Origin of the sequence: Citrobacter europaeus, from assembly GCA_020099315.1 — a bacterium.
Lineage (GTDB): Bacteria > Pseudomonadota > Gammaproteobacteria > Enterobacterales > Enterobacteriaceae > Citrobacter > Citrobacter europaeus.
This window is the reverse complement of the sequence record CP083650.1, coordinates 3,688,605-3,714,260: the sequence shown is the minus strand read 5'-3', so window position 1 is coordinate 3,714,260 and position 25,656 is coordinate 3,688,605. Positions and strand designations below refer to the sequence as shown.

The window sequence follows — 25,656 nt, the reverse complement described above, 5'->3', positions numbered from 1 at the left end:
AAATTACATTATTTTGGTTGTCGTTTATTAGCAAGGCAGTGAGATAGTTTTCGAAGTATTAGGTGTACATAAATAATACTAGATCTACCAGATGATAATTTGACAGGAATAATCGTCTATCTCACTGTTTTAATTTAAATAAATAACACTAATGGTTCAATTAAATTTGTAAATCTACAAAATGCTTATTATTAATATATTGGAATTATACTTTTTGTAAAGTTAGGAGGGAAATATGAGCAGTATTTGTGTAGATTCGTTTATGTTGGAAAATGGTGAGAGGTATTGTCATGTCGTAAATAAAAAAACTGGTGAGCCATTGTATTATCCAAATTTGTATATAACAACACAAGTCAGAAATCGGTCAGAGTCTATATCGACAATGAAAGTTATTGCCGGTAGCATTTCATTGTTATATCGATTCTTTATGAGGAAAGAGATCAATATTGATGAAAGAATTCAGAAAAGGATATTTCTGGCTCCTCATGAAATTGATGATTTGATTGAGTTTACTTCATTCAATTTTAAAAATGGCGTAGATAATGATTTTTGCTTTTCAAATGTCAAAAAAACAACTAAGTATTTTCGGATTACAACAATAGCTAACTATCTGGAATGGCTATGTAATATACTTCTTTCTCATACAGGTCAGAAAGATACAATAAAAAAGATACTTGTTTTCATTAACAACATAAAAAGAAAGAAACCAAAAAACAATGATAAATATGTTATGGATATCGAAAAGAGCTTAGACAAAGCTCAACTGGATTCTTTGTTTGGCATTCTTTCTCCAGGAAGTAACTTGAATCCGTTTACGGAAACAGTACAAAAAAGAAATAACTTAATATTCCTGTTATTACATTGCTTTGGCATGAGAGCCGGTGAACTTTTGAATCTGCGAATTGGTGACATAGATTTTGCAGAATCAACAATAGCAATAAGGAGGAGAGCAAATGATAAAAAAGATCCACGAGTTTATCAGCCATTAGTGAAAACTTGTGAGAGGAAATTAATTGCTGATGCGAACCTTATATATGAAATTTCAGATTATATCTTGAATGATCGTAGGAAAGTTAAAAATGCTAATAAGCATGACTTTCTGTTTATTACCTATAAGGAAGGGAAGACTCAAGGGCAACCGCTGTCATTTTCTTCATACCATAAGATAGTGAGTGTTGTTCGTCAATCATCCTCGCTTCTAAGTGGATTAACAGGCCATAAATTACGACACACATGGAATTATGAGTTCTCGAAAACAATAGATAAGGCTAAGGACATATCCGACGAAAAAGAGCAACAAATCCGTTCTTATCTAATGGGATGGCTACCAGGTTCAGACACTTCAATAATCTATAATCGCAGGCATATTTTCGAGCTATCGAAAAAAACTGCACTTGAGCAGCAAGAGCAACTATTCAAAGGGGGATTTGATGAATAATTTAATTAAACAAAACTCTGATAAAATGTCAATTCATGAACAAAAAATCGTCACTTTGATTGAGAGCCATGGAATCAATATTAGAGACTTGATATGTGTTATGAACAAAAGTTTGGTTTGTGGATTTGTGAATACATTACAGTATTATTTTTGTAGTAAAAGCCATTTGCATGTAAAAACAATAGTTAAAAATATGAAGGATTTTATTAACAATGTTTCTCCTAATTACATTGATGATAAGGTTCTAATTGAATATCAAAATAAGCAATTATCAAAAGCCCCAGCATCATTTCGTGTTTTACGACCATTTTTTACTAAATGGTTTGAATCAGGATACCCTGGAATAGATGAAAGTGCTGTTGAAATAGCAAAGCATTTTGACCTAAGAATAAAAAAATCTGGTCAACCTATATTACAAGATGATCCAACTGTGGGGCCACTGACTAAAGAGGAACACACTTCCTTGATCAAGGCTATGAGTCACGCATATAGCATAGGTGAACTGTTATTGTCAGATTATGCGATATCGCTATTAATAAGTCTTACCGGTAGAAGACCTCAGCAGTTAGTTATGTTGAAATATAAAGACCTTCTTCAAAAGAACTTAGATAATGGTAAAGTAGAATATTTAATTTCAGTACCACGAGTTAAACAAAGGGGTAAACAACTACAATATCGAGAACTGCCAATAATCTCAGAGGTTGCATCAATTGTTCAACTTCAAGCTAATCATTCCGTGAGGCTTGTTGAGCAAACCCTTGGCAAAACCCTTGATGATCATGCCAAAAGCAAGGTTCCAGTTTTCTTGAACGAGAAAAAACTTCTTGATTTAGCCATAATAGATTTTAACTTCCTGGAGGCTAGTAAAATATACGCAAAACCAACAATTGCTAATAGAGCTTTGAAGAATATTGTTAATACTGGGAAGTTAATTTCAAACCGTACAGGATCTCCACTCAATGCTACTCCTCGCAGGCTTCGTTATACAATAGCAACTATGCTGGCTAAGGATGGTCATAATGCCAATACTATAGCTGAATTGTTGGATCATTCTTCTACTTCAAGTACGGGGGTTTATATTAAAAATCTTGCTGAGAGTGTTGAAAGGATTGATTCCGCTGTTTCAGAACAATTATCATTTGTCGCTGAAGTTTTTATGAATGGAATAAAGTCAAAAGAGATGATGAATTTCAAGTTTTGCTCTTCGAGAAAATGCCAAAGTCAGAATTTAAATGTAAATTTTCCTTGTGAAGAATGTGCTTTCTTTATGCCAGTTGATATTGACGAGGTAAATCCCCGATGAGTAATATTATTTTATTTAAATCTAAAAAACAAATTACAGCAGAAAACAATTATAATGAGTTCATAAATTTTTGCCGCTATCAACTTTCAGGGCTCACCCAAAATCAGGATTGGGAACAATATGTCTGGAAAGGGTATGTAACCTTTAGAAAGATAGGGGTTGGACATAAAGCATTTAACTCCAAAGATGCAATGCATGAAGATTTTCTCGATTTTGCAAAAGCATATATCAGATATCAACACTCATTGAAACCCTCGAAAAATTATGGGGCTACAATGATGGCTTTGAGATGTCTCGAACAGGCTCTTTTGCAAGTTCTGAACAGTGGTCTCATTTATAATGTTACAGCCGTTGTTTTTGATGAGGCAATGCAAATCGGAAGTAAATATTTTGAAGGTAATGTTCTCGCACAATGTGGGATACAGCTTGAAAAAATATCAAAATTTCTATGTGAACATAACCTTGTGAAATCAGGATACATATCCTGGAAAAACCATGTGAAGAAGAAGGTCAAAAACAACTATCTTCCTGAGATTGAGGACTATCACAGAAACGATAAGTTACCAGATGAAACGGCATTACTTGCTATTGCTGATATTTTTTCTAAAAATGATGAGCTACTGAGTCCAAGGGATAAATTCACCAGTGCAGTATTTGCACTTCTGCTTTGTTGTCCGAGCCGAATTTCTGAGATTTTAGCCTTACCTGCTGATTGTGAGATTACACAAAAAGATGAGAAGGGTATCGAAAGATATGGTCTGAGATTCTATTCGGTTAAGGGGTATGGCCCTAATATCAAGTGGATTCCACAGGTTATGATACCAGTTGCGAAAAAAGCGATTAGAAGATTGCTTTCCTTATCACAAAATGCAAGGGCGTTTGCTCAATGGTGCGAAAAATATCCTGATAAATTTTACCAACATGAACTTTGTCCAAAAGTTGATGAAAAATCAAAGTTGACAGTTATACAGGTTTGTCATGCACTTGGCTACCCTTTACATGATCACAAATCTTGCGTTCTAAAAATTAAAAAGACAAGTTTGGATGGTGGGAAAAGTTTCTTAAACCCCAATGATTATAACTATTCATTGAGTGAGTTATGGGTAATGATTATCTCTGGTTTCAGTAAAGACTATCCTTGGTATGATGAAGAAAAATCCATAAGATTTAGCAATGCATTATGTTTATTAAATCCTCGCCAATTTACTTCATCCCAAATGATTGATATATACTCATTTCATAAGCCAACTAAAGGATTCTTTTTTAATGATATACAAAATAAAAAACGTCATGAGCATGGATTTAAAAATATTTTCGCCCGACACGGGTATTATGATATTGAAGGTCAACCACTACTTATTCGCTCACACCAACCAAGACATCTTTTAAACACAATAGCCCATTATGGTGAAATGTCTGAACTGGATATAGCTAAATGGTCTGGTCGTGTCAATGTGAATCAGAATAGAGTTTATAATCATGTGTCAGAAGAAGATATGTTAGATAAAATCAAAACTATTAAATTGAGCATGAAAAATTATTGTCAAAGGAAGTCCATACCCACAAATGAATTGACAGTTGATTTTGATAACCTGAATCAAGGAGCAATTCACTTAACAGAATTTGGCTACTGTGTGCATAACTATTTAGTTCGTCCTTGTACTAAAATCAATGAATTTATAGAATATAATAATGAAACCCTGGAAATGAAATCAATAGATAGAATTAGACTTGAATCTATCCGAGAAAAAGTAACAAAACTGAAGAGTATAACGCAGACCGCTTATGAAAATGGTGATTATGGTGCAGACAAATGGCTGCAACACCATGAAAAAAACCTGGAAAGAATTAATAAGCTTTTGAATAATTAAAATAGGAGATACTTATGGCAAAACATTTGAACAGGAGTGAAATAAAGGCAATTACACACATTATATTGACTTGGGACGGCAAAATCACATGGAGTGATTTATGTGAATCAGTTTATAAGAATTTAAACAGAACTATCACAAGGCAATCTTTAAGTGCTCATGATGAAGTTGTTGAAGCATATAGAACAAAGAAAAATTTGTCTAATTTGAAAAAATCTGGCCTTAAAAAGCCAGCTAATTTAACGATTGCGGCACAACAAATAATAAATCTTAAAGCCGAAAATGAAATGTTGAAAAAACAGAACAATAGATACAAAGAGCAGTTTAGCTATTGGCAGTATAATGCTTATAGACATGGCCTTTCTATGGAACAATTGAATAGACCGTTTAATAAAAAATAACAATTGATAGGTTACACCTATTGACAAGTTAAATAAATGCGATAAATATAGATGTATGGTCAGGAAGACTATTTCAATAATGCAAGGACGCATTCTATGTACAAACAAAAAAACTTTCCAGTGGAACCACTGGAAGAACAGCTTATTATTATCGTTGATAAATTTATCTCTAAGCGATATCAGCCGAATGATAAAAGTTTCTCATACCAGCTATACCTGCTTTTTGTTGGCTATCATTTAAAATATTTCTATCCTAAACAAAAATATACTCGTTCTAATAGAAATATAGACAACATTATGACGATGTTCAGTACTGTATACAAATGTCTTACAAGTACTTTGTTACAGCGATTAAACAATAAGGAGGCTGTTATCAGGGAGCTAAATTCTCTCGTTAACTATATTGATAACAATCAAGAAAAAGCTGAAGAAATCTATGCTACTGTCAGAGCACAATATGAAATGAAAGTAATTGAGGGAGAGTTAACCCATGAAGTTCGCGTGAGAGCCGTCAGGTTATAGGCAATAAAAAAAGCCCCTATGCAGGGGCTAAAAGAGACTTCTTGATATAGAATACTACTGAACTTCTTTCCAGACACCATCAGCTTTCATAAGCTTAACAGGCTTTGTCTGTTTCATATTGCTGATGGATGCATCAACAATGCAGTTATAAACATTGTTTGCTTCTTCTGTGCAATTTACTTTCTTCACATAATCGATTCTTAAAAGATCTTTTTCGGGAATACTTGAGTTCAGAGCTTTCATACTTGCATTTGATCTATCTACAACACTTTTGAAAGCATTGTATATGTCTTTTTCAGAAGGTTCGGAATTACAGGCTGTTAATAGAAAAGTAGAAAGGAGAACTGCGAGAATTGAGTATGTTTTCATTTTCTTATCCAGGAAACGATTAATTAAGAATGCCAGATTTTGTATTGTTATTATCAGTAGAGAATGTCCATTTGCTTACGGTTTCTCTATTGAAGTCGATTTCGAGAGTTTTAGACTGAGTCTGGGAACCGCCAGTTAGCAAACCGACAACAGGGATAAAAGTCGAGGCATTGAACTGATTGTTATACATGAAATATCTCCATTGCTCGTTGCCATCGTCAAGAGTCGTTCTGGTATCAGGCTCACCAAGTTGAGCAAGTAGCTCTGCCTTAGTTGTTTTGTTTTTAATTATTTTTGATTGTAGGCTCTGTGCCGTTACATTTTTGATTTTTTGGTTGCCGGATGTAGAACAGCCAGAAATTGAAAATATTGCAATGAAAAAGGAGGTGACAATAATTTTTTTCATTTTATTTTCCTTATTATATTTGGACAGGGTTAACTTTTATGTGTGAAAACGGCTCTGTGTGCAAATTTCTTACGTAAATAAAATCTTAAAAAAATTGCTGATGCAAAATAGATAACGACAGTTAATATAAAACTTTGACTGATAGCGAATATGAGGAAAGCAATCGCTAACAGCACAATTCCTATTAGTAAAGCAAGCCACGGTGAAACAACACCATAGTTAATTGTTGCGTGACAGCCAGTGCAGACACGTACTCCGAACTGGCTCTCTTTAAAGCAAAATGGACACTTTATTATTTCGTTTTTCATAGCTATCCCAATCTGGAAGATTAAATGCTGTTTGTAGGGATTCTCGATGACCGGCTCGCTTTAGTAAAATTGCTTGTACCGATCGATGATTGTTGCTTGATAGGTGTAGTCTATCATAATTACATTATCGATCTGTAATAACGATCAATATTTTCTTGACTAAACACAAATTTATTACTCTGTAATAGAGTGCGTTTACGAGGGGGGGTGTAATTGACTGTCTATAAACGAATTTTTCTCGCCTTGTTTAAAGGTTGGATTACATGAATTTTTGAGAAGTGTGTGTGGGTTTTGTGAAGAATGGACTTCCCATAGCTTCTGAGAAGCTCTGCAAGCCTTCTAAGAAATGGAAGCCAGCCGATAAGTCTGAGATGCTTTTGCTGTTGTACTGCGTTTTTTTGAAGAATCTTTTCTACTATTTCTCTTCTTCTGTCTTCTCTGAGTCGCAGTTCGAGTTCAGCAATTTTTTCACTTATGCTTTCCCTTGGAATATCCGTTGTTGCAACATCTTTTGCAGGAGCAGGAGCAGGAGCAGGAGCAGGAGCAGGAGCAGGAGCAGGAGCAGGAGCAGGAGCAGGAGCAGGAGCAGGAGCAGGAGCAGGAGCAGGAGCAGGAGCAGGAGCAGGAGCAGGAACAGGAACAGGGACAAGGACAGACATTGGTATATGAGCAGGTAGAGCTTCCTTGGTCTGTATGCCCGTTCGAAGAGCTTCTAAATGGTCAGGGTTGTAGTTAAGTTGCTTTTGAAGATTTGCCCAAGAATAACCCTTGCCTAACTGTGAAGCCTTGAAAGCAATATCGCGGTAGGAGAACGAGAAGCCGTTCATTTTCCCGGTTGAAGCGACATTCGCCGTCCAGCCGACTTCTGCTTCTTCCAGTCGTTTTGTGAAAGTTAGAAGGTCCGGCTTATCAGATAAACTTTTATCAAGTATCTGTTGGAGAGCTTCCTTAGGGGAGGTAACACCAGTCCGGGCCGATAGCATTTGTTCGTTACGAGAGATTCTTTTCCGCTTCGGTTGCTTTGGTGCAATGGGAGGTGCTTTCTTGGTCACTGTTAGATTATGAGTGATTTCAAGCTCACTGATTATACGGGTACTTATAAGGTTCTCATTCCTGCCAAGGTAGAGCTTCCCACCGGCCATATCGATTCTGCTTGCGATGATATGTATATGCTGGCCTTCGTCGTCATGTAAGACATAGCAACGGAGATGGGTATCACTGAATCCCATCATCTTCATGTATCCGTCAGCTATGTTTACCCATTGGTCATTCGATAGTGATTCACCATCAGGTAAGCGAAGCGAGTTGTGCCAAACGGCCTTCTGAACATCAGGGCGAAGTTGTTTGCTGCTATCAAATTCAGCAATCAGTTCAAGGGCTGAATCTCCAAGCATATTGCCCCCGATTACGACTGGATCGCTTTTATGATGTGCTCCCGGCTTCAATGCATATTGAACAACACCTGCGAAGCTTTTACCCCTCTTGATCTTCCGCATACCCTTCACGAGGGATACTCCAAAAATCTATTCTTAGCAAGTTGTGACGAAGCTCTTCAAGTTGTCGCTTTACAGCGAACAATTCAGTATGGGTAAGCTGACTGTCCTTGCTTTTACAATCTATATGGGTCGCAATTCGATTTAGCTTTTGCGATATATCAGTTAAAGCTTTCCAGGCTTTGGTATTAATCGTTGGTATAACAGGAGGCAACTTTTGAAGGGAAGCCATACGAAGCCACTCTCCTTTTCTATGAGAGCCTCGCTTTATATTAAGGAGTTGCAGTTCTTCAACATTCAATCGGACACTGACACAATAGCTTCTTACAGCTTCTGAAGGAATTTTACTTTTATTAAAACTACCACGGCGGGAAGTTTTGGATAGATCTATGTTATCTGTATAAATACTCTCTTTCATATAAACTCCATTTTATATGTTACTGACTGATAAGCATAATCCGTATGCTTTATATATCATTTATACAATTAATTAGTAGTTTGTCAATCAGCAACCTTGGTTGTGTAGGTGTTCTTTTATTGTCTGACTGAAAGGAAGCAAGAAAAGCAAGAGCTTTATAGAGCGGTGCAACCGCTTCTATAAATTAGCTCTTGCTTACTCATTATAAATCTAACAGAATTTTTATAATATCTTTTAATTTGTTCTTTTTAAATTCAGCTTTTCGCTTTTCAAATTCTTCATAATGCTTGAAAGAGAAGGAGGTAGCTGATAATATCTCCTCCTGTTTTAAAATCAATGTAATTCGTTCTTTAAGTATTTTATAATCTGTTGTAAAAGTGACGGTCAGTGTATCTTTATGACGAAAGCCACTTATCCATGGAATGAACTCGATTTCCTGATCCGGCCCTTCGGTCTCACTTGGCTCGCCGGTTGTAATAACATTTCCGACATAAACTTTTCTATCTTGCATGGTTAACATCACGACAGCATCATCTTTATTTTTGCTTATTGATGCATTTAGTAAGAATTTATCTAAAGGACTGTCATTTAAAATTCTTGACATTATGTATGGCTTTATATCGAAGGTTCGGTATTTTATAAATAAACGAATAAAGGAAAGTAGAGTCCATACTATAGGGAAAAATAAAGTGAAAATAGTTATTGAGAAAATAATGGATAACTCATCAAGTAATTTTTTATCTTGATTGATAGAGTTTATAAAATTTAGGTGAGTATGGATAAATTTTATGACGTCAAAGCTTATTGTTGTATATGGTATGCTCAGAGAGCCAGAAGTATAAATAAAAAACACTACCCCAAGGATCATTGAATAAAGACCATATTGGGCACTTTTCAGGTATAAGAACTGCCCTTCATAGCGATGAAGTTTATATTTATATATGGGGTGGATGTGGACTAATAGAAAACCGCTGACTAATATAGGTATCACTAAAAAAACAAACATGCCGCAATCCTTATGCGATCATTGATTTTTACTGCGTTCTACAATGTTACTGGCTCGTATGTACAACTCTTTGAACTCAGGATTATTGATAACTTCATCAGCAGAAACTGTTATAGTCCCGCGACCGACCACTTTTAACGATGAATAGGTATTCTTTAGTTTCCTAACCATTTCTTCCTCGTCTTTACCAGGAGCAAGCCCTAAAAAACGTAAAATGCTTGTCATAAATCCTCCAAGTATCGAGTGGTTATTAAATGACCCTGCTTATCTTATACACTACTACTCATCATCTGTCAAGTATTTATTCGCAATTCATACATAAGGAGATTTATTATAAAAACTGAAGCTCTATATTTTTAAAACACTGTTGCCATATGATATTGATTTAATGCGGGAAATTTTCGCAGCCTATTTCAAACACAAACATTTTCGAATTTTATCCAAAAGGAAAAATGTTATTGACGGAATTTGCGATGTACTTTTTGGCTACACTCAACGCCTCCATCCAGCGATGGTCCATCAATCATATACTCCTGCTATATCAAAAGAATTAAATAACTTAGTAAAACATAATTTTATTCTTGATATAATTTCCCCTGTACCTTACAAAGGATTATATATCAATATAAAAATCGAGAGTCTTCCTTATTTGAATGATGGGTTACTTAAAAAAATATTAGAATTGGATTTGTCAGTATTTAAAGATTTAGAGTCTCTAATGAAAGAAAATAACGGTGTTGCATATAAGGATATACCGCTATTTAATGAAACAAATATATTTGGCTTTGAGTTTTTGAAAGTTACAGACCGTGTTAACTACTCAGAGTTTATGATCGATAGAATATTTTTTGTAAAAACAAAGGTAGAAATAATAATTTCTGTATGATGATATTATGAAAGAGGTTCATAAAACAATAGGGGACATAAAAGAATCTATTGACTCATTGGTTAATGATGGCAGGATAAATTATATTAATTCGCAACAAAGCAATTGATATCAATGGATTCACTCTTAATCAAGAGTGAATCCATTTCTGATATTAACTTTTACTCCATTGTTCAATTATCTTATCAAACTCCGAATCTACCCACTCTTTCCTCCATTCATCAAGGTATTTGATGTCAATTGACGATGGTGGCATTGTACATTTTTCTATTTTTACAATGGAAGGTATTGATATTGAATCCCCCATGATTAAGGCTTCACCTTCTTTGAGTGATGGTAAGAGGTTTGTAATATCACCTACTGTATCCGGGAGTAATCGCTTAACATAATTTTGATCGTCTGGGTTCGTTAACCGCATTGAGATAAAAGTATTACATTGAGAAAATATTGTTTCTGAAATTTCAGAAGGTCTTTGACTTGCAAGGAGAAGGGTCACACCGTATTTTCTTCCCTCTTTGGCAATCCTTTCAATTGCCTCTTTGGATGTTCTATATTTGCTCAGATCACTTTTAGGAGCATATTTATGTGCTTCTTCGTAAACAATCAAGATTGGGATATCTTGATTCTCATTCGTTTTTCTTTTGATTTTTTTTGAATGATAACCAAATTCAAAAATTAACCGAGATATCAATGATACACAAATGCTAAGTACTTCAAAAGGAACACCGCTTACATCAAGTATTGTAATGTTTGATTTATCTTTTCCATAGCTTATTAAGGCTTGTAATGTCTCTTTAAATGTTACGGATTTGCTACCTTCACCCAGAATGAAGTCTAATCTCTTATCAAATAATTTACTTTGTAATCGATCAACAAAATTGAGAAGTTTTCCATTTAAAGCACCGGCTGAACTTCCATCAGGTGTTAAATTCTCTTTGAATAACCTATGTGCATTTTTATTGTCAAACTTGAAAGTTCCTTCCTCATCTGACCAAATATGTTCATTGTCTTTATTTTTTCTTTCATTATTTCTGTTGTTAATGTAGTTGATAACTTCATTAATATCGAAATAATATGGCGAATGAAAGCTTATTATTTCCTTTGTGGCTGGATCACCTTGAAAATGTTTCTTTTTATTTAAGGTAATTGCCTGTCGGAACACGTTTCTCTGGTTATGATCATTTGCTTCTGTATCAAGAAAAAGTTCTTCTAACTCATCGCCATTTAATAGCCAATATGGAAGGTTTAATGTATCCACATTCAATATATTGGAATTAGGGAATGCATTTTCATATTCAGAATGTATGTCAAAAATAATTATATGAGAATTGTTTAACCCTTTATAACCTTCTTGCTTTTCATCTATGGCTTTTTGAAGTATTTTGGCAACAGTGTGAGACTTACCTGACCCCGTTGAACCTACGATAGCAATATGTTTATTGAAAAATCTATTTCCATTCACAGGTACAGATACTTTTGTATTAAGTGATAGGCTTGAAAAAGTAAAGCGATCTTTTATGTCTATGCTGTCTGTATATATAGATATTATTTCGTCTAACTTAGCTGGTTCAACTTTTTTAGGTGGAAGTGCAAGTGAATCACCCCCGCGATAGAACTTTCCATTTTTAACAAGACCTATTGGGCTTGCTTCTATCATGTATTTTTGCTTTTGGCTTTCCTTAACCTCAATAGAAAAATTATCTATGATGGCCAGAAGAGCAACATCTTGATTATCTGAAACCCTTAAATAAGATCCTACACCTAATTTTTCTTCTGCTATCTTAAACTCTTCAAGGTCGTCTACAGAAATTTTTAGTTTATTTGGCGACACTGATACTACTTCTGCATTAATATCATTATTCCTGCTCATTACACTATCTCCTTTATATCGGCAAAGTCTTTAACTTGTATGTTTACCTGGGGTAGTTGGGATGGGATATCAAGGCAGTTTTTCGTATAGAACTGATATACTTCTTTTCTTATATGAATACTGTTCAGTATTTCATTGAAATCATCTATGTCGTTGATAAATTGGAAGTGGATTTCTTTATTTGAAAACCCTTCGACTAATATTTTTGGAGTAAATACACTTCCTTTAAAAGGGTATCCATCAGCGAAAATTAGATTTTCATTGTATAATTGATTCTTCAATTCGTATAATTTATCTTCGCTGATGCCATGAACAAGTAAAAAAGGAGAATATGGTCGATCTGCTCTTTTAGATAAATTAGACCAATTTAATTGTATTTTATATATACAGTCTTTAACTGTTTTTATATCAATCTTGTCTTGAAATTCCAAGATGAAAAAACGAGCATAAGGAGAAGTGTTTACACTTCTCCTTATGAAAGATTCTTTTAGTTTTCTTAAATATTCTTTTCTTCCTTCATATTGATAAAACCATATGTTAAATAAGACTCTGGATTTGTTGATACTTTCAATAAAATCTGATTTTTTTATCCTTCGAACTTTTTTATTACAAGAGATATCATAGGTTTTTCTGAAAGCATTAGAATAAAAATAATGCTCTGCCTCATAATCTTCACATTGAAAATGGTTTTTTATTATTTGTATAGTTTGTTTTTTTTGATCAGTAAATGATTTGGCATTGATATTTATAACTAATCTATCCAAAAAGGCTTGTAGATCCTCTTCGGTAAGCCCATTTTCTATATGGTACTCATGTTTGATTTGTTTTTCAGTGTATATGAGGAAGTTAGATTTGAAGAAGTCAACTTTTAATGGAAGTGTTAATTTGTTTTGTCCTGATTTATAGTGCCCGAAAAGATAATAATTCGCCCCTTTTTCTTTATTGTCCTTAAAGTGTGACAACATTAGTCTTATAGGCTTTGATATGACGGAGTGGTTATAATCTGTACTCTCATAGTATTTGCATTGGATCGCAGTTAAGTGCCCATCGTTGTAGACATCAATATCTTCAATGCATTCTATATCAATTGAGTCATCCATTTGTGGTAACGAAAAAATTTCAATAATCGTTTTATCAACTTGATAACAATACCCACGAATTGTATCAACTGCACTTCTGTCCACTTTGTTATCCTTTTTGAGATAAGGTGTTAAAAGTTTATAAAAATATGCTGTGTTAATAACAATGCAATGATTGCATAGCTTCATGATTTTGCCACAAAGCTAATCTATTGACATGCAAAAAGAACCAAAAGCATTTGCTTAATATGCTAATTATTAAGGTGTAAATAATTCGATGGCGGTAATAACTTTCTAATTCTTTGCCTGTTATCTCAAAAAGTAGCCTATGTGTAACCTATTGCTGCATCATGTGAGCACGTGATTCGATTGACTTCTAGTTGAACTGAATCTCAGAATTTTGACATACTCAGTAACATTTTTCTAAAAATGTTGTATCTTTAATTCTATAAGAAAAATCTCTAAATGGAATAAGTTTCTTTCCGTTATTATTTCTTTGGAAGGTAATAACAATGTGGGAAAAGGTGTTACAAAAAGATCAGTTTTCTGAATGGGTTATCCGAAACACCCTCTACTGGATGACTCCTGTAAGTTCATGGAAACTTGAAGAAAATATATCCTCCTGGATTATCTTCTTTGAGACAAGTAGTCCTGAATGTGAGTTTGAATTCGAAAGGCTGGTAAACGATTTTAGCCTCAGGGAGAAACTTCATCATCAAACCGGTCAATTGCGTGATGCCATTGTCAGCAAGGTTCTCCGAAGCATAGATGACAGGCTTGCATAATGAGACTGATGCCTTTCAACTTCGACAGGATGCCTGACGACCACGTTTTCATCAGCAACCTCGCTGGCTTTCATCATTTTTTAGGTGAGCAGGAATTTCTCGATCTGATAAACGGTCATATCAGTCAAGAACAGTCCTCATCGCTTGAAAGCAAACTTTTCATCAGCGGAGATGATAATTCCTCTGTTACCCCTTATGCATTAAGTTCGGCTTTTGCCAAACGACTCATGAACGAACTGGCGGCCAGGCCAATCTTTATGATTGTACCTACTCTTCGTTGCGATCATACTTGCAAATATTGCCAGGTCAGCAGGGCATCGGCCACCGCTGATGGTTATGATCTCAACCCTAAACTGTTACCGCAAATTGTTAACACCATAAAGAAACTGGGTACACCTCCCTACAAGATAGAAGTACAGGGCGGTGAACCACTTCTCAGGTTTGATCTTGTCCAGTCAATCTATCACGAGTGCGAGATTTCATTGGGTAGTGATGCTTTCGAAATGGTGATTGCTACAAGTCTGTCATTACTTGATGAAAGCATCCTCTCATGGGTTAAAGAGCGGAATATAACCTTCTCTGTCTCGCTTGATGGGAATGAAGCCGTCCATAACAAGAATCGTATTCTTACTGACTTTCAGGCTCACAACAAAGCAGTAACAGGTATTCGGAAAATCACAGAAGAACTTGGGGAAAACCGGGTAGCAACTGTCACTACTGTTACTAAGGAACTGACAAAGGAGCCAGCTTCCATAGTAGATGCCCATCTGTCTCTGGGTCTTACAGACATGTTTATCAGGCCTGTTAGTCCTTATGGGTTTGCTCAGAAGCAGAGCTTCACTTTTTCAATGCCAGAGTATTTTGATTTTTATAAAGAGTTAATGCAGGAAGTGTTGATTCAGAATGAAAAGGGAATACCTGTCATTGAGCACTCGGCTGCTATCCATCTCAAAAGAATTTTCAATCCGGGATTCAGTGGTTATGCAGATCTAAAATCGCCAAGCGGAGTCGTGCTGAACTGCATCCTGTTCAATTATGACGGTAAAGTCTACGGTAGTGATGAAAGTCGTATGCTTCAGAAAGTAAACCCGGAAGCAGATTTCAGTGCAGGAGAGTTTGCCTCACTCTCATTCAGTAGCAACGAATACTACCGTTCCGCTCTTTCATCCTCATTCAATTTTGCTATGCCGGGATGCGATACCTGTGCTTATCAGCCTTTCTGTGGGGCAGATCCTTGCCAAAACATTAGTGTTCATGGCGAACCTGTTGGTGACAAGAGTCGGTCTACTTTCTGCCAGTATCACAAAGGCATGTTCCGCTTCCTTCTGAATGAAATTTCTCAGGATGGGCCGATGGCAAAGATGCTAAAAGGGTGGACTTATGTCTGAGGTGCTGAGAAACGACATTTTCAGGTTTACGGCAGATCTGCCAGTTCAGCAAGGTTTCTATCGCCTGTGCAAATTTAAGCCCGAAAATCCTCAATTCTATCTGCCAAATTTACTGGTCAGTGAAACTCAACTTGATTCCAGACTTCCTGCATATTTTGCAGACTTCGTTGTGAGCACTGATCTTTTCAATTCCATAGAAGATGGTGATATAGGGATTGTTAACAATGGCAACATGATTAGAGTGATTTTGTCACGGAGAGCAAACCATAACACTGTTCTGGTAACTGAAAGGTGCAACAACAGTTGTCTTTTTTGTTCTCAGCCTCCTAAGACAGGAAACGATGACTGGCTTCTTAACCAGTCAGCACTTGCCATCGCCTCTTTCTCACTGAATGGTGTAGTAGGAGTGAGTGGGGGAGAACCTCTACTGTATGGCGAAGATTTCCTGCAATTTCTGGACTTAATAATCGAAAACTCACCTGAGACAGCTTTGCATGTTTTGACCAATGGACGAAAGTTTGCAGATGTCAGTTTTACTCAACAGATGAAAGAGCGAAGCGAAAAGCTCAAAATAACTTTCGGTATTCCTCTTTATTCTTCAAGGTCGTCAGTTCATGACTATCTGGTTGGAAGCGTCGGGGCATTTGATGAGACAGTTAGGGGGCTTATCAATGCCGGTAACTCAGGGATCAACATTGAGTTAAGAATCATTCCGACACTGGCTAACTATATGGAACTGGACAAAATCATAGAGTTCTCTAGTCGCGTGTTCTCCAATATCAACCAGATTTCTCTAATGGGGTTAGAATCTATTGGCTGGGCACGTAAAAACTGGTCATCAATCTTCATTGAGCATGATAGCTATGGTGAGAAAATTCTCTCTGCCATAGGAACAGCACAAAGGTCAGGCATCCCCCTGACAATCTTCAATTACCCATTGTGCCATCTTCCTGAAAGAGCCTGGGGATTTGCTACTCAATCAATTTCTGACTGGAAAAATTACTATCCCAAAGAATGTGATGAATGTACTCAGAAGTCTTCATGTGCTGGTTATTTCAGTTCATCAAAAGGCCGTTTTCATCAATCACCGAGACCAATTATATGAAAAAATTTAATTTCGCTGCTCTGCTTCCGGGATTTTTAGCACTCAATAATTCTGTATGGGCAAGTGATTCCTCCACTGGAGCAAGTGATTTGCCCGGCATGACTCTTAATGAGCATGATTTAGTCATAGCTCCACTTAACACGGAAGTACCTTTCTACATTGCAGGGCATCGTAGTCATAGCTCCCATCGAAGCCATAGTTCTCATAGATCTTCGTCTGGTGGTGGGTACTATGGTGGAAGCACTCCTTATTATCCTAAAACATACAGTTCACCAAGCTCATCAGGCTCATCCACTTCAGGTACAAATTCGTCATCGTCTTCTTCATCTGTTCGTTCGCTTCGCTCTAATGACACCGATGCCTCTACGACCACAAACTCTGCTGGAATGAATGGAACTACTCGTGCAAGTAGTGGGCTGGCTTCTGATACTGAGAAGCGTAAGCGTTTGATCATGCGAGTGCAGTTCGCATTATTGGATAAAGGGTTTTATAACGGCAATATAGACGGAAGTATGGGGCCTGCGACACGAACTGCTATCAAAAATTACAGAGTTGCATATGGGCTTCCTACTCCAGTAAGAGAAACATTAGATGCTCAGTTATTGAACTCTTTGAATATACTGGCTCGTTAAAATATTAGGTAAAATAGAATGAAGATAAAACTCTCTATTTATAAAACAAAAAGGTTTAGCGATGATATTGATCAGGTTTTGAATTTGGAAAGGGTCAAAAGACCTGTTGAATTCGATATGGAGGATGCACGAGCATATCTATATGTAAAGGAGTACATGGACCCAAAACCTCCTGAATGGACCACCTTTTTTATGGGCCAAAACCCTGGCATAGAACCTGATTTCTTCGGTATGAATAGTAGCACAGGAGCAGTATTAGTTATTGAAGCTAACAATTCCAGATATCTTATTCCCTTTGGAACCGGTCATCACTTAATCAATGATGGCAGCATTGTCAAAGGATTTGGGCTTAAAACAACTCTTAATAGTATAGAACATAAAAAAATTCGCAGTTTAGATAAAGGCAGTCACAACGAAACGAACCTGTTAACTCGCAGTCAGAGCAGTAAAGAAGTCGATATATACAACCTAAAAATAGATTCTGAGATGGATATTCTCACAACTCTCACAGGCACTTCGACAGAAGATATTTTAGGAAGTAAAATTACTGGCAAAGATGCGTTTGTGATCATGCCGGATATTGAATTGAAGGCTATTCCAGCACTGTTGACCAAAATAGACTCTATTTACTTATTACCTCTTCCTGAAGAATTCGAATGGGTTAACAATATCAAGGAGGCTGATGAACAAGAAGTTGAGATATTGGATTCGCTTTTGATTGATCGGATAAAGGAAAAAGACTTCAATGATTTATGGCTTGGAGAGCCAGAAATAGTAGACTGGGAAAATCAAATAGGCTATTGCTTTGATAAGAGACAAAGGTTCATTCATGAAACCTTATCAATATACCATGTTTGTGATTATTTTGATGGTAAGAAAACTGAAGTAACTGTTGATGAACTCAAAAAAAGTTACCTGCATGTTTTGAACGCCGATTTTGAATCGATAAAAAAATGGTCTTTATATAGGTGCCTCTATGCCGAGATAAAGGAAGGTGATCAGAACTATATTCTTCGAGACTCTATATGGTATGTTGCAGATAGGAATTTTGTATCGACTATTGATGATGAAATGAAAAAAATAATTCATTATGAGGAGTCGGATAAATTTCCTGTATATTCATATAAACGAGAGGAGGATTATAATAAGAAACTTTGCCACGATGATAATTCCTTTACACACATGGATCAGAAATTCATTCATCATGGTGGTGGTAAAAGTAAGATTGAATTTTGTGATCTTATCAGAGGTCAATCAGATTTTATCCATGTAAAATATTATACTGGTTCGCAAAGTATGAGCCATCTTTTTTCACAAGGATTTATAGGTTCTGAACTTTTTATAAGTGACTCTGAATTTCGAGGCAAACTTAATGAGAAACTACCTGCTCATATAAAATTAGCCGATCATATAAATAGACCAGATGCTAAAAAATATAAGCTAGTTTTCGCCATAGCTTCTAATAAAAATCTTCCCGAAGATTTACCTTTGTTTTCTAAAATAAACTTGAAAAATTTCCACAAGAGTATTACCAATTTTGGGTATGAGGTCAGGATCTGCAAAATTGCTGTGGACCCAGATATTTATAAAAAGAAGCTATGTAAACCACAAAAGAACAAGCTTTAAATAAATTTTTCAATGCCAGAGACGTTTGCCAGTTCATGCAGAAAATCGCTTTTGTAAGTTACAGCCCATGTATCTTGGTTTAGAACAAAGTGGTGTCAAAAAAGGTTTATGTCTTGGTGGATAAGGGGCTGGGAGATTTAACCCCTTATAGAGTTGTTATGCCGCAATAGCTTTAAATTTTTGAGCAATGACATAATCACTCCACCACTGCATAAGAGCAACTCGTTCTGTTAGGTATTCTGCTCGATTGTAAGCTGCTATTATTTCATCCTTCTTCGAGTGTGCAAGAGCAGCTTCGAGGACATCAGTCCTAAACTTGCCAGACTCCTCAGCAGCCGTTCTAGCGATTGATCGCATACCGTGAGCTACAAGCTCACCTCCGAAGCCCATACGGATTATGGCCGCATTAGCTGTTTGTTCATGCATGTGATTGAGTGGAGCTTTGATACTGGGGAAAACCCACTCTCTGTGCCCACTGATGGCTTTCATTGAATCCAATACTCGCAAAGCTTCTTTACTTAATGGGACCTTATGTGGCTTCTTCATCTTCATAAAATCGGATGGTATGTTCCACATGCCGGTTTCTATATTAATATCAGACCATCTTGCACGAACTGCTTCGCCTGGACGAACCCATGTTAGAAGCTGCCATTCAATCAATAATCGTGTTTCTAAACGGATAGAAGCATTGTTTAGAGCAACCAGGAAGCGGGGGAGTTCGGAAGGGGGTAATGCAGGCATATTCTGCTTTTTAGGCTTACTGAACCGTTGCCCCAGGTTGTCTGCCGGGTTGAATTCTATGAGTTCTTCTGTTGCTGCATAGCGGAAAATTTCATTCAGGCGGGATATGATGCGGCGAAGTGTTTCAAGGACACCTCGTTGCTCAATAGGGTCAAGATGTTGCTTTAAGAGTTTGGGTCGGATCTCATTGACAGGAACATTACCCAATCCGGGAAAGATATTTCTCTCCAGGCTTCGCCAGATGTCTTCTGCATGGTCTTGTGAGATACCTGAGGTCTTTACCTTCTCATCTAACCATTTTCTTGCCACGGCTTGGAGAGTGTGTTCAGTAGCATTCTTTAAGGCATTAGCTTTATTGCTGTTATGGACTTGGGGATCAATGCCATTGGCAAGCAAGGAAAGGTATTCTTCACGTAAAGCTCGTGCCTTGGCAAGTGTAAGATGAGGATAGGTTCCTAAGCTCACTTTAGTTCGCTTTTTGGTCACTGGCACTGCATACCTGAAATACCAATTCTTCTTCCCTCCTTTCGAGAGGGGAGCGATTCGTAGTATCAAACCATCTCCGTCAAACAAGTTGATTTCTTTGTCGGCTGGCTTGGTGCTTTTGATTTCAGTGTCAGTGAGCTTCTTAGCGATTTTTGCCATTTGGGACCCTCGATTTTTGGACCCTTCTTAGTGGGTCCCATTCAGGGTGCCATAACTCGTAGTTCTCAGCAATTCTCACTGGACGACAATAGACGTAAAAAAGCCCGCAGAGCTTGTGCTGTGCGGGCTTAGTAGACTTCATTGTACTTCAAACAACTAAAAATTGGTGGAGCTGGCGGGAGTTGAACCCGCGTCCGAAATTCCTACATCCTCGGTACTACATGCTTAGTCAGTCTTTACATTCGCCTGGCACCTGCGGACAGACACGCCACTACCAGACTAGCCTGATTAGTTTTAACGCTTCAACCCCAGGCAGGGCATCCACGCGATCTCTTTTGGGTTTGACCTCTCTTTGATCCCCGTCTTAAGAGCGGAAGCTAGGGAGAGAGGGCTCAGAGCAGGTTATTAAGCTGCTAAAGCGTAGTTTTCGTCGTTTGCGACTATTTTTTTGCGGCTTTTTACGAGGCCAACCGCCCCTCGGCATGCACCTTGGGTTTCGCGAATCCCGTCGAATCCAGAATCAGCCCCAATGTGTTAGAGCAAGTATAACAGACTTGTGACACGCGTGACCAGCCCCCGCAACCCCTAATCCTCAAGGATTTATCGTTCGCGCAGCGCTTCTTTTGCGCGATTAAACGGTTTGATTAAATAGTCGACGATGGTTTTTTCACCTGTTTTTATATCCACTGTGGCAATCATGCCTGGTACGATGGAGAAATGGCGTCCCAGTTTGTTCTGCAAGAAGTCCTGATGGGTGCGGATAAACACGCGGTAGTAGAAGATTTCCGGTTTCACTTTGTCCTGAATGGTGTCCGGAGAGATGGTTTCGACTACGCCTTCCAGACCGCCGTAAATGGCGTAGTCATAGGCGGTTATCTTCACCAGTGCCCGCTGACCGGGGTGGATGAACGCGATATCGCGCGGCGACAGGCGGGTTTCTATCAGCAGATGGTCGTCAAGCGGCACAATCTCCATCATCTCGCCATTAGGCGGGATTACGCCGCCAATGGTGGTGACCTGGATGTTTTTCACGATACCGCGCATCGGCGCGCGAACGGTCAGACGGGTGACGGAATCCTCGCGTCCTTTCAAAATAGCCGCCAGCATGTCCACTTCGGCGTTAGCTTTTGACAGCGCTTCCCGCGCCTGCACGAAATATTGCGAGCGCAGGTCGGTGATTTTTAATCCCAGATCGCTTTTTTGTCGTTGCAGGCGCAGCACTTCTACGTGGCTGGCCGCGCCGCTTTTCTCCAGCCGTTGGGTGATGGCCAGCTCTTTATTGACCGAGACCAGCGCATCCTGCAGTTCCGCCATTGAATCCGCAAGCTGCGCGCGGCGGCTTTTATACAGGCGAGTTTCGGAGGCGATGAGATCCGGCCAGGCGCGCAGTGAATCGGGAAAGACCAGCGGCAGATCGTTAACTTCGGCATTAAGCCTTGCGCTGGAAGCCAGTGAGGCGCGATAACGGGCGGCGCTCTCCCCAACGTTGGACTCAGAGCGGGTGGGGTCGAGGCGCGCCACAATTTGATTGGCCTGCACTTTATCGCCCTCGCGAACCGTAAGCTCGGCGAGAATGCCGCCATCCAGCGACTGCAAGATCTGCTCTCGCGAGCTGGGTATTACTTTCCCGCTGCCGGTTGAGACTTCATCCAGCTTGCCGAAATATGCCCAGATACCCAGGACGGCAAACAGCAGCGTGCTGAGCAGAATAATGCGGCTGGCCCCGGAAAAACGGTGCTCGCGACGGATATCAAGGTCATCCATGGCGGCGTCATGCGGATTGGTTTTCATTTTTCCACTCCCGACCGTGAGTTGGGGCGGGTGCCCGGCTCGCATTCAACGCCTGCGCTTTCGGGGCATCCATGACCAGTTGGCCTTCTTTTAACACCACCACGCGCTCGACCAGTTCCAGGACCGGTACGCGATGGGTGGCGACAATCAGTGTGCGGTTGCCCAGCCACTGGTTCAGGCGCTGAATAAACTCCCGCTCGGTATGTTCATCCAGCGAGGCGCTGGGTTCATCGAGCAGCACGATATTGGGCGATCGCAGCAGCATTCTTGCCAGCAGGATCGACTGCCGTTGTCCACCGGACAAACCGTTGCCGCCCTCCATAATGGGATGTGCCAGCCCTTTGGCGAGTTGTTTAACGAAAGCCGCCGCGCCGCTGACCTCCAGTGCTTCGAAGATCTGCGCGTCGCTGGCGTGCGGTGCGCCGAGGGTCAGATTCTCGCGCAGGGTGCCGAAAAACAGCCGTGCGTTCTGGCTAAGAAAGCCGATGTTGCGGCGTAAATCAGCCATATCGATCTGCGCCAGACTGAGGTTGTCGAGTCGGACATCGCCCTGGATAATCTCCACTCCGCCCGCCATGGCCTGTAGCAGGGTTGATTTTCCGGCACCGTTACGCCCGAGGATCGCCACCCGTTCGCCGGGCATGACCTCCAGACGCGAGATGCGCAGTGGAACGCGCTGATCGTCGCTGTGGTAGCGAAAGTGCGCGTTTTCAAACAGATAATGACCGTGAAAAATCTCCTGATGCACCCGGTCTTCATCGTACTGCGTTTCGGTGGGAAGCTGCATGATGCTGTCTAACCCCATCTTCGCGGCCTTGACCTGTTGCCAGCGCGCCAGCACGCCACACAGATTAGCCATCGGGGCAATCATTCTGGAACCGAGCATCGAAGCGGCCACCACCGCCCCGGTGGTCATGGTGCCTTCAATGACCATCGGCGCGCCGAACATAATGATGGCGGCGTAGACCAGGCTTTGTACCGACATACCCCAACCAATCAGCCCCTGAGTCAGCCTGCGCGTGCGCAGCCCGGACTCTCCGGTAATGCGGATGTAGCTGTTCCACTGCTGTAAAAAGCGGTTTTCCGCCTGCATCAGCTTGATGTCTTCCAGCCCCTGAACGCTTTCGACCAACACTGCGTTGCGCAGGGTGGATTCATGGGCAGCCTGGTTGGCGAGCACCGCCAGCTTCTTCTGTAATAGCAAACCGGGCAGGATCATCAGCAGGGCTGCGACGGGAGCTATCCATGCCAGCGGCGGGGCGATAAAGGCCAGTACCACGATAAACAAAAAGAAAAACGGCAGATCGACAATGGTCGACATGGTCGAAGAGGTGATCATCTCGCGAACCTGTTCCAGCTCGCGCAGTTGAGAAATGAAGCTCCCCGTCGAACGGGGAACGGCGCTGTTGCGCAGCCTCAGCGCGTGGCTGAACACGCGATCGGAAATGCGCATATCGGCGCGTTTGCCGAGCAGGTCCATTATGTGGGTACGCGCTTCGCGCAGCAAAAAGCCAAACAGCACCGCGACCAGAACGCCGGTGGAGAGAACATACAGCGTTGGATAAGACTGGGCAGGGATCACCCGGTCATAGACCTGCATGGAGAAGATAATCCCGGCGAGCGACAGAACGTTAATCAAAAAGGCGGCAATCATGACCGGCAGGTAAGGGCGGATGTCCTTTAACACCAGTTCGCGCATCCAGTCGGGCTTGAAGCGCGAAATATAGCGGTCGACCCGACTGTCCTTCAGCGCCGACAGCGGGCGCAGCGCGGTAATGCTCACGATCTCCGGCAGAAGTTCTGCAATCGTTAACCGGTTACGCTGGCCTTCTTCGGCGATGATAAAAACATCTAACGTATCTTCACCGTTGAAATGTTCTATCACCATCAGTTGGCCGTCGCGTAGCTCCGCGACTACCGGCAGACGCCACTGACCGAACGCCTGCGTGGCGGTATCCAGCGCATGAAATGATAGTCCCGCCTGACGCGCCAGTTGCGACAGGGCCGTGGCCCGGCTTTTTCCCGCAAACCATGGGGCGTTGGCCTGGATTGCGCCGGGCGAACAGGTAACGCGATAGTGGTTGGCAATATGCGTCATCGCCTGTGCCCACTGGCTCAGGGCGTGTTCGCCAATCGCATCTTCCGCATGTGAATCGAGGTCGCTCATAGCTTGATCTCCACCGATTGAATACTGCGGTTATTTAAGGCGAACGCCTGGCGAAGAGAGCCCGTGTTATAGAGGCAGTTCAACTGGAGCTGGCGCAACTGGTTTTGAGTCTGGAGTTCCGCAAAACGGGCCTGATACACCTCTTGCTCGGCGTTAAGCACGTCGAGCAGCGGACGCGAGCCGAGGTCCAGATACTGCTGCTGATAAAGCTCACGCGTTTGTTCACTCAGCCGCTGCTGGCGACGCAGAATCTGCAGAGCGGTGGCGAGGCTCAACGCCTGGCTGCGGGACTCCAGTAATTTCTGCCGTACTTCGAGTCGGGTGCGCTGGATGGAGTACTGTGCAGACTCTACCGCGTGACTGGCGGCGTTGCGCCTGGCGGTGAGTCCGCCCCCCTGATACAGCGGCATCTCGACCTTTACCCACGTGGAGTACTGGGTTTTGTCGAGCACCTCATGGCTGGGGTATTTGTCGTTGAGATAGTGCTGAACCGACGGCTCAAGAGAGATAGTGGGCGTCATCTGCGCGTTGGCGTAATCGAGGTTTGCCTGCGCCACATTTGCCTGCGCCCAAGCCGCCAGCACCGCAGGAACCAGTTTATCTTCCGGTTTGACCACATCGCAGCTGCTGTCCAGTTTGGCCGGAAATTCGTTGCTGATGCCGTTAAGCGAGTTCCAGCCGAGGTAACTCATCAGAGTGGCCTTGCTGCTGTCAAGATTGGCCTGATACTGCGCCCACTGTGAACGCGCGGACTCGATGCGCGCATCGGTTTGCACCACGTCTGACAGCGAGGTTGCCCCTTCATCATTGCGTTGACGGGTCAGTCGACCAATGCCGTTTAAGGCGGTGAGTTGCTCTTCGGCGGCATCCACCATTTGCTGCCATGTCTGCACCTGGACTATCGCGTTGGCGGTTGCGTGGGCGATGGTATCAATACTGAGTAACACATTCGCCTGCTGTTGTGCGGCTCCGGCGGTCTCGGCGCGGACCTGGCTTGCCACTTTGCCGAAGTCGTACAGCATTTGTGACACCGAAATAACCAGCGCCGGGCTAAAGCCGTGGTCGGTGTAGGTATTGCTGTAACCGTTGTTCATTCCGGCAGAAACCTGCGGATAATATTTCGATTTCGCCACGTCTATCTGCTCGTTTTGTGAGAGCAGTTTGCCGATCGATTCACGAATGGAAGGATGCCAGCTCACGGCGCGACTTACCGCGTCGTTGAGCGTCAGGCTGCCGGGGGCGGCAGTGCTCAGCGGCAGATCGGCAACCGCGCCGTCCAGCGAGGGAAGCATCTGGCTGGTAGCCAGTCCTTCCGGCGTAATAATTTGCGGTTCATCTTCGGCATTCACCCGCAGGGTACAGAGCGTTAATGCCAGCAGCAGGGCAACAGGCGCGACATTTCTCAT

Annotated in this window: 23 protein-coding genes and 1 other RNA gene; 11 read left to right on the top strand and 13 right to left on the bottom strand. The window is 40.8% G+C overall.

What is annotated here, in order from left to right; translation table 11 throughout:
- The first annotated feature begins 235 nt into the window (after positions 1-235).
- The 5 genes from LA337_17465 (at position 236) to LA337_17445 (ending at position 5,535) form a co-directional block, all read left to right on the top strand.
- Positions 236-1,438, top strand: coding sequence for a tyrosine-type recombinase/integrase (locus tag LA337_17465; protein ID UBI14944.1), 1,203 nt, complete (start codon positions 236-238; stop codon positions 1,436-1,438).
- Positions 1,431-2,741 carry a site-specific integrase gene (locus LA337_17460; GenBank protein ID UBI14943.1) on the top strand — a complete coding sequence of 437 codons (1,311 nt, stop codon included), beginning with the start codon at positions 1,431-1,433 and terminating at the stop codon, positions 2,739-2,741. The genes LA337_17465 and LA337_17460 overlap by 8 nt, the downstream gene beginning before the upstream one ends.
- A complete protein-coding gene (locus LA337_17455) occupies positions 2,738-4,612 on the top strand; it encodes a DNA-binding protein (GenBank protein ID UBI14942.1) in 1,875 nt (624 codons plus the stop codon). Before LA337_17460 ends, LA337_17455 begins: the two co-directional genes overlap by 4 nt.
- A 14-nt stretch (positions 4,613-4,626) precedes the next feature.
- Positions 4,627-5,013, top strand: a complete 387-nt coding sequence (locus LA337_17450; GenBank protein UBI14941.1) for a hypothetical protein — start codon at positions 4,627-4,629, stop codon at positions 5,011-5,013.
- Positions 5,014-5,109: 96 nt separating this feature from the next.
- On the top strand, positions 5,110-5,535 hold the full coding sequence (locus LA337_17445; GenBank protein ID UBI14940.1) for a hypothetical protein: 426 nt from the start codon (positions 5,110-5,112) through the stop codon (positions 5,533-5,535).
- Between the two features lie 54 nt (positions 5,536-5,589).
- Here the strand turns inward: LA337_17445 and LA337_17440 are convergent, their stop codons facing one another.
- The 6 genes from LA337_17440 to LA337_17415 all read right to left on the bottom strand — a co-directional run bounded on the left by LA337_17440 (position 5,590) and on the right by LA337_17415 (position 9,760).
- The gene (locus tag LA337_17440) at positions 5,590-5,904 is read right to left on the bottom strand and encodes a cell wall-binding protein (GenBank protein UBI14939.1); all 315 of its coding nucleotides are present in this window, start codon (positions 5,902-5,904) and stop codon (positions 5,590-5,592) included.
- Between the two features lie 19 nt (positions 5,905-5,923).
- A complete protein-coding gene (locus LA337_17435) occupies positions 5,924-6,310 on the bottom strand; it encodes a hypothetical protein (protein ID UBI14938.1) in 387 nt (128 codons plus the stop codon).
- A gap of 529 nt (positions 6,311-6,839) precedes the next feature.
- Positions 6,840-8,123 (bottom strand): relaxase/mobilization nuclease domain-containing protein, encoded by a 1,284-nt coding sequence (locus LA337_17430; protein UBI14937.1) that lies wholly within the window; start codon positions 8,121-8,123, stop codon positions 6,840-6,842.
- Positions 8,092-8,529 carry a hypothetical protein gene (locus LA337_17425; protein UBI14936.1) on the bottom strand — a complete coding sequence of 146 codons (438 nt, stop codon included), beginning with the start codon at positions 8,527-8,529 and terminating at the stop codon, positions 8,092-8,094. Before LA337_17425 ends, LA337_17430 begins: the two co-directional genes overlap by 32 nt.
- Positions 8,530-8,731: 202 nt before the next feature.
- Complete coding sequence (locus tag LA337_17420) at positions 8,732-9,535, bottom strand: hypothetical protein (GenBank protein ID UBI14935.1); 804 nt, start codon at positions 9,533-9,535, stop codon at positions 8,732-8,734.
- Positions 9,536-9,553: 18 nt separating this feature from the next.
- The gene (locus tag LA337_17415) at positions 9,554-9,760 is read right to left on the bottom strand and encodes a hypothetical protein (protein ID UBI14934.1); all 207 of its coding nucleotides are present in this window, start codon (positions 9,758-9,760) and stop codon (positions 9,554-9,556) included.
- A 163-nt stretch (positions 9,761-9,923) separates the two neighbouring features.
- On the opposite strand from LA337_17415, the gene LA337_17410 reads away from it, so the two are divergent.
- Complete coding sequence (locus LA337_17410) at positions 9,924-10,421, top strand: hypothetical protein (GenBank protein UBI14933.1); 498 nt, start codon at positions 9,924-9,926, stop codon at positions 10,419-10,421.
- A 154-nt stretch (positions 10,422-10,575) separates the two neighbouring features.
- Here LA337_17410 and LA337_17405 read toward each other — a convergent pair whose 3' ends face one another.
- Both LA337_17405 and LA337_17400 read right to left on the bottom strand, forming a co-directional pair.
- Positions 10,576-12,291, bottom strand: a complete 1,716-nt coding sequence (locus tag LA337_17405; GenBank protein UBI14932.1) for an ATP-binding protein — start codon at positions 12,289-12,291, stop codon at positions 10,576-10,578.
- Complete coding sequence (locus LA337_17400; protein UBI14931.1) at positions 12,291-13,475, bottom strand: hypothetical protein; 1,185 nt, start codon at positions 13,473-13,475, stop codon at positions 12,291-12,293. The genes LA337_17405 and LA337_17400 overlap by 1 nt, the downstream gene beginning before the upstream one ends.
- Before the next feature lie 407 nt (positions 13,476-13,882).
- Between LA337_17400 and hxsD the strand changes: the two genes are divergently transcribed.
- Genes hxsD through LA337_17375 form a run of 5 tightly spaced genes read left to right on the top strand, consistent with a single transcriptional unit; the run spans position 13,883 to position 18,906 of the window.
- The gene (gene hxsD, locus LA337_17395) at positions 13,883-14,155 is read left to right on the top strand and encodes a His-Xaa-Ser system protein HxsD (protein UBI14930.1); all 273 of its coding nucleotides are present in this window, start codon (positions 13,883-13,885) and stop codon (positions 14,153-14,155) included.
- Positions 14,155-15,543: a His-Xaa-Ser system radical SAM maturase HxsB gene (hxsB, locus tag LA337_17390; protein ID UBI14929.1), complete on the top strand. Its 1,389-nt coding sequence runs from the start codon at positions 14,155-14,157 to the stop codon at positions 15,541-15,543. The genes hxsD and hxsB overlap by 1 nt, the downstream gene beginning before the upstream one ends.
- The gene (gene hxsC / locus LA337_17385) at positions 15,536-16,648 is read left to right on the top strand and encodes a His-Xaa-Ser system radical SAM maturase HxsC (GenBank protein ID UBI14928.1); all 1,113 of its coding nucleotides are present in this window, start codon (positions 15,536-15,538) and stop codon (positions 16,646-16,648) included. The genes hxsB and hxsC overlap by 8 nt, the downstream gene beginning before the upstream one ends.
- Positions 16,645-17,280: a His-Xaa-Ser repeat protein HxsA gene (hxsA, locus tag LA337_17380; GenBank protein ID UBI14927.1), complete on the top strand. Its 636-nt coding sequence runs from the start codon at positions 16,645-16,647 to the stop codon at positions 17,278-17,280. The genes hxsC and hxsA overlap by 4 nt, the downstream gene beginning before the upstream one ends.
- 18 nt (positions 17,281-17,298) lie before the next feature.
- Positions 17,299-18,906 carry a DUF6119 family protein gene (locus tag LA337_17375; protein ID UBI14926.1) on the top strand — a complete coding sequence of 536 codons (1,608 nt, stop codon included), beginning with the start codon at positions 17,299-17,301 and terminating at the stop codon, positions 18,904-18,906.
- Between the two features lie 156 nt (positions 18,907-19,062).
- Here the strand turns inward: LA337_17375 and LA337_17370 are convergent, their stop codons facing one another.
- The 5 genes from LA337_17370 to LA337_17350 form a co-directional block, all read right to left on the bottom strand.
- The gene (locus tag LA337_17370) at positions 19,063-20,292 is read right to left on the bottom strand and encodes a tyrosine-type recombinase/integrase (protein ID UBI14925.1); all 1,230 of its coding nucleotides are present in this window, start codon (positions 20,290-20,292) and stop codon (positions 19,063-19,065) included.
- Positions 20,293-20,456: 164 nt separating this feature from the next.
- Positions 20,457-20,820, bottom strand: a transfer-messenger RNA (tmRNA) gene (ssrA, locus tag LA337_17365).
- 72 nt (positions 20,821-20,892) lie between these two features.
- On the bottom strand, positions 20,893-22,056 hold the full coding sequence (locus LA337_17360) for an HlyD family efflux transporter periplasmic adaptor subunit (protein ID UBI18503.1): 1,164 nt from the start codon (positions 22,054-22,056) through the stop codon (positions 20,893-20,895).
- A 7-nt stretch (positions 22,057-22,063) separates the two neighbouring features.
- Positions 22,064-24,250 carry a type I secretion system permease/ATPase gene (locus LA337_17355; protein ID UBI14924.1) on the bottom strand — a complete coding sequence of 729 codons (2,187 nt, stop codon included), beginning with the start codon at positions 24,248-24,250 and terminating at the stop codon, positions 22,064-22,066.
- Positions 24,247-25,656: a TolC family outer membrane protein gene (locus LA337_17350; GenBank protein UBI14923.1), complete on the bottom strand. Its 1,410-nt coding sequence runs from the start codon at positions 25,654-25,656 to the stop codon at positions 24,247-24,249. The genes LA337_17355 and LA337_17350 overlap by 4 nt, the downstream gene beginning before the upstream one ends.